Annotated in this window: 14 protein-coding genes; 4 read left to right on the top strand and 10 right to left on the bottom strand. The window is 75.4% G+C overall.

Going from position 1 to position 15,241, the window contains the following annotated elements; genetic code table 11:
* Positions 1 to 55: 55 nt before the first annotated feature.
* Both OG553_RS36870 and OG553_RS36865 read right to left on the bottom strand, forming a co-directional pair.
* Positions 56 to 232: a hypothetical protein gene (locus OG553_RS36870; protein WP_331728437.1), complete on the bottom strand. Its 177-nt coding sequence runs from the start codon at positions 230 to 232 to the stop codon at positions 56 to 58.
* 39 nt (positions 233 to 271) lie between these two features.
* Complete coding sequence (locus tag OG553_RS36865; protein WP_331728435.1) at positions 272 to 1,048, bottom strand: transglutaminase domain-containing protein; 777 nt, start codon at positions 1,046 to 1,048, stop codon at positions 272 to 274.
* Positions 1,049 to 1,352: 304 nt separating this feature from the next.
* Between OG553_RS36865 and OG553_RS36860 the strand changes: the two genes are divergently transcribed.
* Complete coding sequence (locus tag OG553_RS36860; protein WP_331728432.1) at positions 1,353 to 2,072, top strand: SDR family oxidoreductase; 720 nt, start codon at positions 1,353 to 1,355, stop codon at positions 2,070 to 2,072.
* 9 nt (positions 2,073 to 2,081) lie between these two features.
* Here OG553_RS36860 and OG553_RS36855 read toward each other — a convergent pair whose 3' ends face one another.
* A complete protein-coding gene (locus OG553_RS36855) occupies positions 2,082 to 3,266 on the bottom strand; it encodes a THUMP-like domain-containing protein (protein ID WP_331728430.1) in 1,185 nt (394 codons plus the stop codon).
* A gap of 118 nt (positions 3,267 to 3,384) precedes the next feature.
* Here OG553_RS36855 and OG553_RS36850 point away from each other — a divergent pair, with 118 nt between their 5' ends.
* Positions 3,385 to 4,554, top strand: a complete 1,170-nt coding sequence (locus tag OG553_RS36850) for an acyltransferase (RefSeq protein ID WP_331728427.1) — start codon at positions 3,385 to 3,387, stop codon at positions 4,552 to 4,554.
* Between the two features lie 154 nt (positions 4,555 to 4,708).
* Here OG553_RS36850 and ligA read toward each other — a convergent pair whose 3' ends face one another.
* The gene (ligA, locus tag OG553_RS36845; protein WP_405983252.1) at positions 4,709 to 6,763 is read right to left on the bottom strand and encodes an NAD-dependent DNA ligase LigA; all 2,055 of its coding nucleotides are present in this window, start codon (positions 6,761 to 6,763) and stop codon (positions 4,709 to 4,711) included.
* An 83-nt stretch (positions 6,764 to 6,846) separates the two neighbouring features.
* Here ligA and OG553_RS36840 point away from each other — a divergent pair, with 83 nt between their 5' ends.
* Positions 6,847 to 8,127 carry a pyroglutamyl peptidase gene (locus tag OG553_RS36840; protein WP_331728425.1) on the top strand — a complete coding sequence of 427 codons (1,281 nt, stop codon included), beginning with the start codon at positions 6,847 to 6,849 and terminating at the stop codon, positions 8,125 to 8,127.
* A 101-nt stretch (positions 8,128 to 8,228) separates the two neighbouring features.
* On the top strand, positions 8,229 to 10,175 hold the full coding sequence (locus tag OG553_RS36835) for a hypothetical protein (RefSeq protein ID WP_331728424.1): 1,947 nt from the start codon (positions 8,229 to 8,231) through the stop codon (positions 10,173 to 10,175).
* A gap of 30 nt (positions 10,176 to 10,205) precedes the next feature.
* On the opposite strand, the gene OG553_RS36830 is transcribed toward OG553_RS36835, so the two are convergent.
* Genes OG553_RS36830 through OG553_RS36805 form a run of 6 tightly spaced genes read right to left on the bottom strand, consistent with a single transcriptional unit; the run spans position 10,206 to position 15,192 of the window.
* On the bottom strand, positions 10,206 to 11,594 hold the full coding sequence (locus OG553_RS36830; RefSeq protein WP_331728422.1) for a HAMP domain-containing sensor histidine kinase: 1,389 nt from the start codon (positions 11,592 to 11,594) through the stop codon (positions 10,206 to 10,208).
* On the bottom strand, positions 11,591 to 12,322 hold the full coding sequence (locus OG553_RS36825) for a response regulator transcription factor (protein ID WP_331728420.1): 732 nt from the start codon (positions 12,320 to 12,322) through the stop codon (positions 11,591 to 11,593). The genes OG553_RS36830 and OG553_RS36825 overlap by 4 nt, the downstream gene beginning before the upstream one ends.
* Before the next feature lie 9 nt (positions 12,323 to 12,331).
* Positions 12,332 to 12,895, bottom strand: a complete 564-nt coding sequence (locus OG553_RS36820) for a hypothetical protein (RefSeq protein ID WP_331728417.1) — start codon at positions 12,893 to 12,895, stop codon at positions 12,332 to 12,334.
* A gap of 52 nt (positions 12,896 to 12,947) precedes the next feature.
* Positions 12,948 to 13,730 (bottom strand): cytochrome c biogenesis protein CcdA, encoded by a 783-nt coding sequence (locus OG553_RS36815; RefSeq protein WP_331728415.1) that lies wholly within the window; start codon positions 13,728 to 13,730, stop codon positions 12,948 to 12,950.
* Positions 13,727 to 14,449, bottom strand: coding sequence for a TlpA disulfide reductase family protein (locus OG553_RS36810; RefSeq protein ID WP_331728412.1), 723 nt, complete (start codon positions 14,447 to 14,449; stop codon positions 13,727 to 13,729). The genes OG553_RS36815 and OG553_RS36810 overlap by 4 nt, the downstream gene beginning before the upstream one ends.
* Positions 14,446 to 15,192, bottom strand: coding sequence for a thioredoxin family protein (locus OG553_RS36805; RefSeq protein ID WP_331728409.1), 747 nt, complete (start codon positions 15,190 to 15,192; stop codon positions 14,446 to 14,448). Before OG553_RS36805 ends, OG553_RS36810 begins: the two co-directional genes overlap by 4 nt.
* Between the last annotated feature and the right edge of the window lie 49 nt (positions 15,193 to 15,241).

The raw sequence follows: 15,241 nt of genomic DNA, 5'->3' as shown, positions 1-15,241 counted from the left end.
ACCATGGCCGTCGAGCGTCCCAAGCAGTCCCAGAGCGGCAACAACCCCCACCGCGTCACTCCGGTAGGACCGGCTCCAGCGCGTCGTGGAGGGCGGACGCCCTGATGACCGGGTCGGGGTCGGTGAGGAGTGCCAGCGCCGCCGGCAGGGCTTCGCCGGTTCCGCAGGCGGTGTCCAGCGACGCCCGGTCCGTGCCGTCCGGCAGTGTTCGGGAGGGGCTGCCGTTGATCATGGGCTGAGGCTATTGCGTGCGCGCGCCGGGGGTGGCGTACTACTGCGCTCCGGCCGCGTGGCGGCCCAGGATGGGCTCCGCCACCGTTCGGGCCAGGCGGCAGAGGGTCTGGCCGTGGCGGGCGAAGAGGTCGTCGCGGGAGTCGAAGTGGCCCAGGTCCGTCAGGACGTACGCCGACAGGTCGCAGGGGGCTCCGCCGGTCGGGCAGAGCGTCGCGGCGCCGTCCCAGTCGACGGCCGTACGGGCGATCGCCTCGAACAGGGTCTCGGGGCCGGCGTTGGTGAAGCCTCCGCCCTCGGCGGTACCGCGTTCGTCGAGGCCGCCGAAGAGCTCCGACACCGTCAGCCACCGCGGCTCCGCCGGCCCGTGGATGTGGAACTCCGGCCAGGCGAGGAGCACCTGGTCGGGGACGAGGTGGCGCAGCCGGGGGAAGCGGGGGTACCAGAAGGCCCCGTCCACGACCAGGCCGCGCACCCGGGTGGCCGTCCCCGTCGCCCGGGCCACGGCCTCCAGCACGGCCAGCCGCTGGCTGCACGATCCCCGGCCCAGGCGCAGCACCTGCGAGACGGGCCGCTCGTCCTGGACGGAGTAGACCGGGCGTACGGAGGTGGCTATCCGGCGGTGCGCCCGGCGCAGGGACGCCACGGGGTCCGCGTCCGCGGGGAGTTCGAGGGTCCGGACGAGGGCGGTGACGCGCCCGTCGCGCCAGTCGAGGATGCCGGTCGGCTCCGTACCGCCCGCGACGCCGACGGGAGTCCCGGTCCCGGTGGGGGCCGTGCGGATGCGGCCCCGGGGCCGCAGGAGCGAGCTGGTCATGACCGGTCTCCTCTGCTGGGAACCGCATCATGGCACATCGATTGAACGCGTTCAATGCTGGCTGCCGGGTTCGCCGTCCCGCGGTCACCGGGGTCACGGCGCTGCGCATCGCCCGCCGCCGGCGCGGATCCGCGCCACGGCCTCCGGGGGCCCGAGTGGTCCGTGAGGCCTACGACCAGGGCCGGAGCCCGGCTGGGACCCGGGGCCGATCCGGAGCGCCGGGGCCACGGCATAGCGTGCCGACCGGACCACGTACGTACGTACGTCCGCCCGTCCGTCCGTCCGTCCGCGCCTAGGAGAAGTCATGAGCACGATCACGCCGCCACCGGTATCACTGGTCACCGGCGCCAACCGGGGCATCGGCCTGGAGACCGCGCGGCAGCTCGCCGGACTCGGCCACACCGTCCTGCTGTGCGCCCGCCGCCCGGAGGACGCCGAACGGGCCGCCGCCGAACTGGACCTGGGGCCCGGAGCACCCGGCACCCTCCTGCCGCGCCGGCTGGACGTCACCCAGGACGACGACGTCCGTGCCCTCGTCCGGGGCGTCGAGGCGGAGTTCGGGCGCCTCGACGTCCTCGTCAACAACGCCGCCGTCAACTACGACACCTCCCGGCGCGCCGTCTCCGTCGACCTCGACGAGGTCCGCCGCACGCTGGAGACCAACCTCTTCGGCGCGTGGCGCACCGCGCAGGCGTTCTTGCCGCTGCTGCGCCGCTCGCCCCACCCCCGGCTGGTGAACGTCTCCAGCGAGTCCGGATCGCTGGAGGACATGTCGGGCGGCACGCCCGCCTACGGGGTCTCGAAGGCCGCCCTCAACGCCCTGACCCGCAAGCTCGCGGACGAGTTGCGGGCCGAGGGGGTCCTCGTCAACGCGGTCTGCCCGGGCTGGATCGCGACCGACATGGGCGGTCCGGGCGGCGCACCCGTCGCAGAAGGCGCGGCCGGCGTCGTCTGGGCCGCCACCCTTCCCGACTCCGGCCCCACGGGCGGCTTCTTCCGGGACGGGAAGCCGCTCGCCTGGTAGACGGTGCGGTCAGGCAGGGGCGTCCCGTGGTCCGTGCACGGGGCGTACGAGCAGCAGGGCCGGCTCCCCGGCCACCCGGGTCAGGAACACCGTCGCCGCGCCCGCGCCCCCGGGGGCGAAGGCCCGCCCGAGCCGCGCGGCCTCGGCGGGGCAGCCGTGCCGGCGTACGGTCAGCTCGGCGATCCCGCGCTCGTGCAGCGGCGCGCCGGGCGCCGAGGGGTCGTACGGCAGGACCTCGGTGATCTCGTAGGCCGTCGCGAACGGCGTGGCGTGCGCCTCGTCCGAGGTGATGCAGGCGGGGACGGACGCGTCCAGGACGCCGCCGCCGACGTCCTCGGCGACCTCGGCCGCGAGGCCGGCCCCGACGACGGCCGCGTCCGCCTCGTACAGGTAGCGGCCGGGCGGCCGCACCGCCGGGGCGGGCAGCCCCCGGCCGGTCAGGGTCGCACCGCCGGGCAGCAGGGTGGCCCGGCGCGGGACCCGCGCGGCGGGGTTCGCCTCCCCGTACCACCACCACAGGACGGCCTCCTGCACCTCGCCCTCCCAGGAGATCCACTCGGCCTCGTCGGCCCCGCAGCCCTCCGGCATGCTCCCGTACGGGACGTCCGGACCGAGCCGGACGGCCCCGGCCCCCATCCCGCGGACGGTGTCCAGGGCCCACGACAGCGACGGCGCCGCGGCCTGCCGCGTGACGTCGACGAAGACCGCCTCGCCCCAGGGCCGCCAGGCGGCGGGGTCCTGCTGCTGGAGCCACATGTTCGACAGCCCGTCCAGGGCCTCGGCGTTGGCCGCGGTGACCTCGACGTTCAGCGGATCGCCGTCGACGGCCGTGACGGCGTGCGACCACCCCAGCACGAGCGCTTCGGCCCCCACGCCCAGGTGGAACACGTCGAGGAACACCACGCCCATCCCGTCCAGGACCCGGCCCAGCTTGTACTCCGCCACCTCCCGGTGGGAGGCGTGGTCCAGGCCGTCCCGGGTGAAGTACATCCGCTGCGCGTCCGCCCCGAACTTGGCCTCCGCCTCCCGCCGCAGCCGGACCTGCTCGATCGCGGCCGCCACCAGCTCGGCCGGATGGTCCCAGCGCAGCGCGGCGAGGGTGGCGGGCCGAGCCTCCGGTTCGGCGTCACGCACGGCGGCCAGTACCGCCTGGCCCTGGTCGGTCAGCAGCGCCCGGAACGTGTCGAGGTCCATCCGCGCATCCTCGCAACCGGCCGTCGGGTCGGCGAGGGCCGGGGTCACGCTGTACTGTTCCGCTGATCTTTACGCGCCGGTAATCGGATTGCAGTACGGACGAGGGGGCGGACGAGGGATGAGAACGCGTAGGGCGGGCGGGGAGCCGCAGCGCTTGGCCGTCCTCGACGGCATACGGGTGCTGGCCGCGCTGGCCGTGCTCTTCTACCACTACACCGTCCTGGCCAGCGCTTGGGGCCGGTCGACCACCGACGTCTTCCCCGTCGCCCGCCGGTTCGCCGTCTACGGCTGGCTCGGCGTCGAGGTGTTCTTCCTCGTGAGCGGGTTCGTCATCTGCATGAGCGCCTGGGGCCGCAGCGTGGGCGACTTCGCGGTGTCCCGGGTGACGCGGCTGTTCCCCGCCTACTGGACGGCCGTCCTCTTCACCTCGCTGGTGCTGTTCGCGTGGCCCGAGGTGCGGCCGTTCGCGGGGTACACCGATGTCCTGGTGAACCTGTCGATGCTCCAGGGCGGGCTCGACGTCCCGGACATCGACGACTCGTACTGGACCCTGTTCGTGGAGCTCAAGTTCTACGTGCTGTTCGCGCTCGTCGTCATGCGCGGGCTGACCTACCGCAACTGCGTGCTCTTCTGCGGGGTCTGGACCCTGGCCGGGGCGGTGGCCCCCGCCATCGACAACGCGGTGCTGTCCTTCCTCGCCATGCCGTCCTCGTCCCCGTACTTCATCGCCGGCATGGCCTTCCACCTCATGCGCCGCTTCGGGCCGAACGCCGTGCTGTGGGCCGTGGTCGGCGTGCAGTTCCTCCTCGCGCAGCACTACGTGCACAACCGCATGGTCGCCAGCCTCGGCCAGTCGGCCACGGAGCAGACGCCCGCCTGGCCGGCGCACGCGGTCATCCTGTTCGGCTTCGCGGTCATGGCCGCCCTCGCGCTCGGTGTCCTGGACGGCATCCGGTGGCGCTGGCTGCGCCACGCGGGCGCGCTCACCTACCCCCTCTACCTGATCCACATGATGGTGGGGCTGACGGTCATCCACCACTTCCGCGACCGCGTCGCCCCCGTGCCCCTCGCCCTCGCCACCACAGCCGTGATGCTGCTGCTCGCCTGGGCCGTGCACCGCTTCGTCGAACGCCCGCTGGGGCGGCGGCTGGGCGCCGGACTGCGCCGCGGGATCCAGGACATCCGGGCGGGAACCCCGGCCCGGCCCGTCCTCCCCCGGCTGCCCGCGCAGCCTCCCGCGCCCGAGGCGGAACGTATCCGCACCGGCCACGGCCCCTATTCCAGGTAGAGGGCGGCCAGCCGGGGCAGTCTGCGCGTCATTTCGTCGCGGTCGTCGAAATCGAAGTTCCAGGCGATGCCCAGCACGTCCTCGCCTCCGAGGTCCACGCCGTCGGCTGCGCAGGCTCGGACGAGTCGAAGCCGTCGTCGGAGTCGGGCGGTGGTCAGGGGGTGGGGAGGAAGTCGGCCACGAGGGAGGCGAATTCCTCGGGGGTGAGGATGCGGATGCCCAGTTCTTCGGCCTTGGTGCGCTTGGAGCCGGCCTTTTCGCCCGCCACCAGGAGGGTGGTGCGCTTGGAGACCGACGAGGACGCCTTGCCGCCGGCCCGCTCGACGAGCTCGTTCACCTCGTTGCGGGACAGCGCCGCCAGGGGGCCGGTCATGGAGCCGGTGACCACCACGGCCTCCCCGGTCAGCGGGCCGTCGGCCGCGGCCGTCTCGTCCTCGTCCTCGTCGGGTGCGTTGGGCGTGAGCCCCTGCGGTTCGGTGATCTGGGTGCCGACCTGCTGGGCCTGGAGCTTGTCGAGGAGCGGGGCGAGGTCGAGGAGTTCGGCCTCGATGACGCGGGCCTTCTCGGTGCCGATGCCGTCGACCCCGGCCAGCGTCTCCGCGTCGGCGGCGCGGATCGCGGCCATCGAGCCGAAGTGCGCGGCGATCCGGCGGGACATCGTGCGTCCGGTGCCGCGGACGCCGAGGGCGCAGAACACGCGGTTCAGCGCGGCCCCGCGGGCGGTCTCGATCGCGGTCAGGAGGTTGCCCGCGCTGGTCTCGCCCATGCGCTCCAGGCCGAGGAGCTGCTCGCGGGTGAGGGTGAAGAGGTCTGCGATGTCCTTGACCAGGCCGGCCTCCACCAGCTGGACCGCGCGCGTGCCGCCGAGGCCCTCGATGTCGAGCTGGTCGCGGCCGGCCGCGTAGATCACCGAGGCGACGGCCTGGCAGCTGCGGCCGCGTACGCACCGCCAACGCTGCTCGGTGGTGTCGATCGCGTCGCCGCAGCGGGGGCACGCCTCGGGGAAGGCGATGGGGGTTTCGGTGCCGGTGCGCTGGTCGGCGAGGGGTGCCTCGACCCGGGGGATCACGTCGCCGGCGCGGTACACGAACACCTGGTCGCCGATCATGAGCCCGCGCCGGGTGATGTCGGACGGGTTGTGGAGCGTGGCGTAGGTGACCGTGACCCCGTCGATGACCACGGGCTCCAGGACGGCGCGCGGGGCGATGATGCCGGTCCGGCCGACGTTCCACTCCACCGCCAGCAGGCGCGTCACCTTGTGTTCGGCCGCCAGTTTCCGGGCCACCGCCCACCTCGGGGCGCGCGAGCCGCTGCCGGCCCGCCGCTGGTCGGCGGCCGTGTCGGCCTTGACGACGACGCCGTCGATCCCGAACGGCAGGGCCGCGCGCAGGCCCGCGATCACGTCGATGCGTTCCTGAACCTGCTCCAGGGTCTCGTAGCGCATCGGTGCGGCGGCCGTGTCGGCGGCCGTGTGCGCGCCGAGCGCGGCGAGCCTCTCCAGCAGCGCGAGGTGGCCGAGGTCCTCGTCGAGCCCGATCGCGCTGTAGGCGAAGAAGGTCAGTTCGATCCGGTAGGGCCGGTCCTTGGCGCGCAGGGTGCCGGCCGCTCCGCTGCGGGGGTGGGCGAAGGGCGTGGCCTCGTGGGCGAGGCGGATCCGGTTCGCCTCCTCGAACTGCGCGCTCGTCAGGAGGACTTCGCCGCGCAGTTCGACGTCGACCGGCTCGGTGAGGACGGGCGGCATGCCGTGGACGGCGTCGGCGGCGTGGGTGATGTCCTCGCCGGCCAGGCCGTCGCCGCGGGTGAGGACCTGGACGAGCCGGCCGCCCCGGTAGCGGGCGGCCACCGCGAGGCCGTCGAGCTTCGGCTCCACGCACCAGCCGGCCACGGGGTGGCCCAGACGTCTCTCCAGCCCTGCTGCCCATTCGGTGAGTTCGCCGGCGTCGAAGACGTTGTCGAGGGAGAGCATCGGCACCGAGTGCGGCACGTCGCCCTGGACGGCCCCGCCCGCCACCTTGCCGGTCGGCGACTCGGCCAGCGCCTCGTCCGGGTGGGCCTCCTCGTAGGCCGCGATGGCGCGCAGCAGCCCGTCGTACTCGTCGTCGCCGAGCGGGGTGGTCCCGTCGCCGTAGTACGCGGCCGACGCCGCCAGGGCGGTGGTCACGGCCTCGACGTAGGCGGCGGGGGACAGGAGGGGGCTGTTTTCGGTCATGCGGATCATCATCGCGCCCGGCACTGACAACGGCCCGGATGTCCCTGGTGGGGGCTGGCAGGTGCTGCGTAATGTCACATCGCATGATGCTCTTACGTCGTGCGGCGACGGCCGCCGCCCTCCTCGTCACCGTCCTCCCCGTGACCCTCTCCTCGCCCGCCCACGCGGCCGACGCCGGCCCCGCCTGCCGCCCCCCGGCGTCCGTACCGCTCGACGCCGAGCAGGCGCGCCTCGCGGACCCCCGCACCACCGCCCTGGTCGAGCGGGCCGGGTTCGGGGACTTCGTACGGCGCTTCCCCGCCGCCCTGTGCACCACGCGCACCCCCGCCGAAGCCGAACGGCTCCTCGACTCCTGGGGCCGGTCGCTCTGGCAGGCCTCCGTACGGCGCGCCCAGGGGCAGCGGCCCGGCGGCGACCTCGCCACCGGCGACGACCGCCCGCTGTACTGGGCGCGGCTCTCCATGACCGCCGCGCTCGCCCGCTGGCAGCCCGCCTTCGCCGTCGACCGGGCCGCGCTCCGCACCCGGTTCGAGGACGCCTCCCGCGGCCTCGCCGACAACGCCTTCCGGACCGCGCCCGGCGTACGCCGCGTCTTCATCAGCGGCTTCGACCCCTTCGGGCTCGACGCGGAGATACGCCGCGCCAACCCCTCCGGTTCGGCGGCGCTCCAGCTCAACGGGCGGCGCGTGACCCTCGCCGACGGCAGCCGGGCCGAGATCCGCGCCGTGGTCCTGCCCGTGCGGTACGCCGACTTCGACGCCGGGATCGTGGAGCGGGCGTTCGCCCCCCGCCTGGGCGCCGGACCCGCCCGGGCCGACATCATCACCACCGTCAGCCAGGGCTACCCCGGCATCTTCACCCTGGAGGACTGGGCGGGGCGGGCCCGGTCCGCCGACCCGTACCCCGACAACGCGCGCGCCCTCTCCGGCGGCACCCGCGAGCACCCGGTGACCGCTCCCGGCCTGGGCCCGGGCCCGGAGTTCATCCGCACCACGCTGCCCGCCGACGCCGTGACCGCCGCGGTCCAGGCCCCCTACCCGGTCCTCCTCAACTCCGACGTGACCGAGATACCGGCGGGCGGCACCACCCCCGTCGACCGGACCGACGGGCCGACCCCCGGCTCGCGCGCCGTGGCCGGCGGCGGTGGCGGCTACCTCTCCAACGAGGTGGCCTACCGCTCCAACCGGCTGCGCTCGGAACTCGCCCCGGACCTGCCCGGCGGGCACCTCCACACCCCGGTGCTCGGCGGCCTGCCCGCCGACCCCCAGGTGCTGACCGGCCCCGAGTTCGAGCAGAACGAGAGCGCGATCACCGCCGAGGTCCGCGCGGTCCTCGAACACGCCGCGGCCGCCGTACGCCGCTGACGCGGCGGTCGCGCGGCGGTGCCACGGCGATGACGTGGCGGTGACGTGGAACGGCGGTGACCGGCGTGTGACCAAATGATGATTCCTTCGTTGTCCGCAGTGTGAGACGACGTCAAGGCGCCGGGGCCGGGCTGCGCCAGGCCGAGGCGGTCATCATCGAGCGCTATCCCCAACTGCTGCGCCTGGCCTATCTGGTACTGCCGCCGGACCTCGACCGGCACGCGCGGCTGCTGCGCGCCCACCGGGGCGTGCAGCACTCGCTGCGGGCCGCGGGGCGCCGGGCGCGGCAGGGCGGGGATCCGCTGGCCGCCGTACGGGCCGAGGTGGTGCGGTACGCGGCCGGGCGGCTGCGCGGGCCGTTCCCGCCGTGGGTGTGGGGGCTGCGGATGTGGCCCAGCGCCGAGGGGCTCGACGAGGCGGCCCGCGCACTGGCGGGGCTGCCCCCGTACGCCCGCGCGGCGCACGTGCTGTGCCGGTTCGACGGGCTGGACGAGGACGCGGCGGCTGAGGTGCTCGCGCGGGCCGGGGCCGAGGATCCGGCGGGCGCGGTACGGACCGCCCTCGCGGCCGCGACCGGGCCGGGGGCGGGGCCCGGGGCCGATCGCGGAGAGGGGGAAGCGGATGCGGGAGAGGGAACGGCCTGGGCCCCGCCCGGCAGAGAAACGATCATGCATCCGGCGGACGTCCACACCCGTCCCACCGACCTGCTGCTGCGCCGCACCCGCGTCCGCGCGGCCTGGGGCGTCGCCGCCGTCCTGCTGCTGGCCGCCGGGCTGACCCGGGCCGGCGTCACCGGGCCGGAACCCGGGCTGCGCGTCGGCTACGCCGGAGCATCCGCCGCCCGCGCCGCCCTCGATCCCGGGCGCCTGGTCCGGGTGCCCGCGCAGGCCTGGTCCGACACCGGCCGGGTGGACTTCACCGCCTGGCCGGCCCGCGGGCCGCGCACCGGTGACCGGGCCCTCCTGGCGAGGGCCCTGGGCACCTGGGCGGCGCCGCCCACCGGCACGGCCGTCACCGTCGCGCCCGCGGCCTCGGCGGAGCCGCCGGGACACCCGCCGCAGCTGCTGTTCGCGGGGGAACCCCGGCCGGGGACGGCGGTGGTGGTCTTCCTCGACGCCGACCGGGTCGTCCGTTACACCGAGCGCGGCGGCCGCCGGAGCCTGGACGTCGCCCGGAGCGACGACGCCAACGTCACCACGGCGGCCGCGATCACCCTGACCCGGGACGGGAGCACGGCCCGCCGGCTCCTCGCCCCGTGGATCGCCACCGCCGGGGTCCGGGAACTCACCGCCCCCGCCGGCCCCGTCCGGCCCCTGCCGATCGGCCGCGACGGCACCGTCACCACCGACTTCGCGGGCGCGGAACCGGCAGGCGGGGCCGGCGGCGGCTGCGGGCCGCATCCGGTGCTGGAGGTCGCGTCCTCGCCCCGCATCGTGGAGAAGCACGCGTTCCTCCTCGCCGACCGCGGCGGGCTCCTCCCCGTCCACCTCACCTACACCCCTCCCCCGGAGGGCGACGCGCCGCCGGCCCGCCAGCCCCGCGAGGCCACCGGGCCCGCCGCGCTGGCCCGCTGGGCCCAGGAGGCCTGCGCCCTGGACGCGGTGGACGGGCGGGGGGTCCGGGCCGTGAACCTCTGGGACTTCGCCGTCACGGAGCTCCCCGAGGGCGCCGGGCGGGCCGTCTGGTCCTGCACCCGCGCCACCCACTGGACCGGGCGGGGGGACGTCCAGCTCCGGCTCCGGCCGCCCGCGGGGGCCTCGCTGGCCGTGACCCGGGCCGACGCCACGGCCGCGTGCGGACGGTTCGGGCAGCACGTCCTCGCGGCGACGGTCTGGCGGGCCCCGTCGGGCCGTGACTACCAACTGGCGGCGGGCAGCCGGGAGGTCGCGGAGATCAACGCCGCCGGTTCCCCGCGCACCCGTACGCCCGGCCGCGCCTTCGCCGCCCCGGCACCGCCGGCCCCCGCGCCCCCGGCCACCCTGACGGCGACCCTGCGCAGCGGCGCGGTGATCACCGCGCTGGACGCCCGGGGCGGCGGCCGGGACTGAACGGCGCCCGCGGGGCGGGAGACAGGGAGGTCAGCGGCGGCGCGGGCGCAGCGGGCGGCGGCGCGAGATGCGCGGCCTGCGGCCGGACGGGGGCGGCGCGGCCAGCGCGAACACCACGGTGATCCGCGCCCCGCCCAGCGGGCCGGTGTCGATGCGCACCGAGCCGCCCGTGGCGCCCGCCGCCCGGTGCGCGATGTCCAGCCCCAGCCCCGTGGAACCGGTGCTGCTGCCGCGCGAGAGCGCCAGGTCCGGCTCGGGGATGCCCGGTCCGCCGTCCTCCACGACCAGTTCCACGGCCTGGGCCGTGCGCACGACCCGGACGCCGAGCGGGGTACCGGGGGCCGTGTGCCGGAAGACGTTGCCGATGAGCGCGTCCGCCACGGCGGCGATGTCGTCGTCGGAGAGGGCGACGGCCGTGGGCTCCTGGGTGAGGTCCAGGGCGCAGCAGCGGTCCTGCTGCTCCGCCAGCACCGACCAGAAGGCCGTACGGCGGCTCACGACCTCGGCGACCTCACCGCGCGGGGCGCCTGCCGGGTGGCCCGGGGCGGCTTCCGTGCCGAGCATGCCCTGGCCCATCGGGCCCACGGCGAGCGGGGTGCGCGCCGCCGCGATGATGGCCCGCAGCTCCTCCTCCAGCTGGGCCACGGCCACCTCGACCCTGGCCGACTCCGGCGTACCGGCCATGCGTTCGGACGCCAGGTGCAGGGCGGTCAGCGGGGTGCGCAGCCGGTGGGACAGGTCGGCGACCAGCTCGCGCTCGACGGCGAGCAGTTCCGTCATCCGGTGGGCCATCGCGTTGAAGGCGACGCCCGCGTCCCGCAGTTCCCTGGGCCCCATCGGCTCCACCCGGGTTTCCAGGTCCCCCTGGCCCAGGGCGTGCGAGGCCTGCGCCAGCCGCCTGGACGACCGTACGACCTTCGCGCCGAGGCGGTCGGCCACCAGCACCGAGCCGGCGATCAGCCCCACGGCGAGGAAGGCCATGACCACCCACGACTCCGTGACCCCGCGGGTCAGTTCCGCCTCGGGGACGAAGTTCTCGATCACCGCGACCTGGTCGTCGGCGAGTACCACCGGCTGCAGGCAGATCCAGCCGTCCGGAATCTCCTGCGAGATGGATTCCCGGCCCCGCTGCGCCCGTTCGAGCAGGGCCGCGGGCGCCCGGGACGGGCCGAGCGCGCCGTCGTAGGGGAGGTGGACGACCAGGCGCTCCGCCGCGTCCAGGCTCGCCGCCGACTCCCGCAGGGCGGCCGGGTCCGTGGTGAGCGTGAGCACCGGTGCCAGCGCGGCCGCCTGCTGCTCGGCCGCGGTCACGCCCTGCTCCTTGACCAGCGACATCACCAGGGCGGCCAGGGGTATGAGGAAGGAGAGGGCGATCATGGAGGTCACCGCGAGCGCCACTCCGGCCAGCGAGCGCCTCACCGCGGGGCCACCAGCTTGATGCCGACGCCGCGCACCGTCAGCAGGTAGCGCGGCGCCGCCGCGCGCTCGCCGAGCTTGCGGCGCAGGGAGGAGAGGTGCACGTCGACGGTCTGGTCGTCCACGTACGGCTCCCGCCACACCTCGGTCAGCAGCCGGCGTTTGGAGACGACCTGGCCCGTGTGGTGCGCCAGGAACGCCAGCAGGTCGAACTCCCGGCGCGTCAGCCTCAGCTCCCGGCCCGCCAGGTGCGCGGTGCGCGCCCCCGGGTCCACCGCCAGCTCGCCCACGGTCGTGGGGCGCAGCGGCTCGGCCGCCGCCGGGGCTCCGGCGGCGACGCCGGTCGCGGTCGCGGCGGTGGACGGGGCGTGGCTGGTGCGCCGCAGGACGGCCTGGAGGCGCGCGATGAGCTGCCCGCCGGAGAACGGCTTGACCAGGTAGTCGTCGGCGCCCGCGTTGAGCAGTTTGATGATCTCCGCCTCGTCGTCGCGGGCGGTGGCCACCAGTACGGGCACGGACGATATGCCCCGGATCATCCGGAGCGCGTCCCCGCCGTCCAGATCGGGCAGTCCCAGGTCGAGGACCACCGCGTCGACGGGCGTCTGGGTGACCTCCCGCAGCGCGCCGAAACCGTCGCCCACGCTGCGCACGGCATACCCGTACTCCGCCAGGACCTCGATCAGGGACTGGCGGATGCTGGGGTCGTCTTCCACGACCAGGACGCTCGGCATGGGGTCACTCTAGGGGGCGTCGAACACCGGTCCGTCGCCGGTGACGCGCAGGCGTACGGGACGGTCCGCGACGGGGATGGTGCAGCCTTCGCGGGTGCTGCAGCTGGCGTAGCCGAGCAGGACCGTCGCCCCTCCGGTGCCGTCGGCGCGGACGGGCAGCGTGGTGGTGACCGGGCCGTCCGGGTAGACCGGGACGGGGGCGTCGACCCCGGGGAGGCTGATGGGGCGCGCCTCGGCGGTGGTGGCGAGTTCGCCCTCGGGCTTCAGGGATCCGGCCACGGCCACGGCGGTCGGGCGGCCCACGCCCTCGACGCCGGTGGCCGGGAGGTCGGTGCTGTAGAGGTGGAAGCCCGGCTTCTCGGGCGTGAAGACGGCGGTCAGCGTGCCCTTGGACGACCGCCAGTCGGAGACCGAGAGGGTGACGGTGACTCCGTTCTCGGTGAACCGTGTCGTGGGAGCGGGGCCGGCCTTCTCCGCGGGCTGCTGCCCGCAGGCGGCGAGCGCGGCCATGGCGGCCGCGGAGGCCAGGACGGCCGCCGTGCGGAGCGTCCGTACGTGTGTGGGACCGGTCATGGGTTTCCCTTCCTTCCTCTCGTGGGTGTGTGCGTGCAGGAGCGGGTGGGCGCTACAGGGCCGTGGCGAAGTCGGCGCTCCACAGCTGCAGTCGGTACACGAGGTCGTTCCACACCCCGGTCGCCAGCGCCAGGCCGACGAGGACGAGCAGCCCGCCGCCGGCCCGCAGCACCCACGTGTAGTGCCGTTTGACCAGGCCGAACGCGCCCAGTGCCCGGCGGAAGGCCAGCGCGGCCAGGACGAACGGCAGCCCCAGGCCGAGGCAGTAGGCGGCCATCAGCAGGGCGCCGCGCCCCGCGCTCGCCTCGGCCCAGGCCAGCGCCTGGACGGCCGCCAGCGTCGGGCCGATGCACGGGGTCCAGCCGACGGCGAACACCGCCCCCAGCAGGGGTGCCCCGGCGAGCCCCAGTACCGGGCGCCGGTGGCTGCGGAACTCCCGCTGGGTGAAGCCCGGCAGGAGGCCCGTGAAGGACAGTCCCATGAGCACGGTGAACACCCCGAGCACCTGGGTGACCGCCTCCTGGTGGGCCAGGAGGGTACGGCCGAAGTAGCCGAACAGGGCGCCGCCGGAGACGAGGACCGCCGTGAAACCGAGGACGAACAGCAGCGCCCCGCCCGCCATCCGGCCGCGCCGCCCGCCGCGGGCGTCGGCCAGGTCGGCGACCGACAGGCTGGTGACGTAGCTGAGGTAGCCGGGTACGAGCGGCAGTACGCACGGCGACAGGAACGAGACCAGGCCCGCGACGAAGGCCACGGGGGCGGCGATGACGAGCGTTCCGTTCAGGAGTGACGCGGTGTCGGCGGCGGCGGGCGTCCAGGGGCCGTCCGTCGTCACGGCGCCGGCACCCGGTCTCGCGGCTCCTCCTGCTCCTGCTCCGGCTCCGGCTCCCGGTCGTGCTCCGGTTCCGGCTCCGCCAGCACGCGTGCGAGCAGGGGCCGCAGTTCCTCGGTGGTGACGGCTCCCCCGATCCCGGCGGCGATGCGGCCCTGCCGGTCGATCACGAGGGTCGACGGGATCGCCTGCGGGTTGAGCAGCGCGGGCGGGAAGCGGAGCAGCATGTCGCCCTCCGGGTCGTGCAGGCTGGGGAAGCCGAGGCCGTGCGCGCGGACGAACGACTTCGCGGCCGCCCGGTCCCGGTCCCGGGTGTTGATCCCGAGGAAGCCGACCCCCTGGCCCCGGGTCTGCCGGTTCAGGCGCTCCAGGTCGTCGGCCTCCGCCCGGCAGGGCCCGCACCAGGAACCCCAGACGTTGACCACGACGACCTGCCCCCGCAGCCCGGCGAGGCTGACCGGGTTCCCGTCCAGATCGGCGCCGGCCAGGGCGGGCGCGTCCGGGCGGGCTCCGGGGCCGACGAGGTTCGCGCCCGCCACCGCGCCGGTCGCCGTGCCTGCCGACATGCCGGCCGCCGTGCCGACCGCGTCCGCGGGGCCGCCGTCGTCGTAGCCGGCGTCGCCGTTGCCGTCCGTGGCGAACCCGGCGAGCACGAGCGCGGCGGCCACCGCGAGACCGGCCGCGGCCGGTACGGCGGCGGACCGCGGCCGCGACCGTCTCACGACGCCCACTTGCGCAGGAAGGAGTTGATGCCGTCCGAGGTCAGCGAGGGGTTGCCGGTGACGTGCGTGTCGGTGAGCACCTTGCCGGAGGAGGAGACCGCGACGAGCACGGGCATCGTGTAGGTCCCGCCTGAGGGGCTGTACTTGCGCAGCAGCGCCGAGTTGGCCGAACTGCTGCCACCGATGTCGATCTTGACGAGGTGGTAGTCGGCCCCCAGGATCGCCGCGGTGGCCGACTGGGCGAACACCTTGTCGGCGGCCTTGCAGTTGCCGCACCAGTTGGCGCCGAAGTCCAGCAGCACCGTCCGCCCGTCGGCCTTGGCCGCGCTCAGCGCCGCCTCGATCTGCTTCTGGGCGTCGGCCGAACCGTCGTAGCCGGGACCGGGTACGCGCGCCGGCGCGGGGGCGGGGGCGTCGGAGGCGGCGGGGCCCCGGCCGGCGGTGGAGCCGCTCGTGGCGCGCGAGGGGGTCGGCGAGGACGCGGGCCGGGTGCCGGCGCTCGCGGACGCGGACGCGGACGGGGAGGCCGACGCGGTCGGGGACGCCTCGGCGGAGGCGCTCGCGGACGCCGTCTCCGAGGGGACGGCCTGCGCGGTCCGCCCGGCCGACGCGGGCTCGGTGGATCCGGCGGGCTGGGACGACGCCGGCCCGCAGGCGGCGGTCAGCCCCGCCGCGACCACGGCCGCGGCGATGAGCGGGAGGCGCGTCCCCAGGGGCGCGGCGGATCGGACGGGTCGAGGCATGCGAGAACTCATGGCGAATACACCCCAGGGCACGGTCGGATCGCGGGAA

It is taken from the genome of Streptomyces sp. NBC_00158 (assembly GCF_045160885.1).
In the GTDB taxonomy this organism is placed as follows: Bacteria; Actinomycetota; Actinomycetes; order Streptomycetales; family Streptomycetaceae; genus Streptomyces.
Note: the sequence above shows the minus strand (reverse complement) of the source record. Positions and strands in the feature narration are given on the sequence as shown.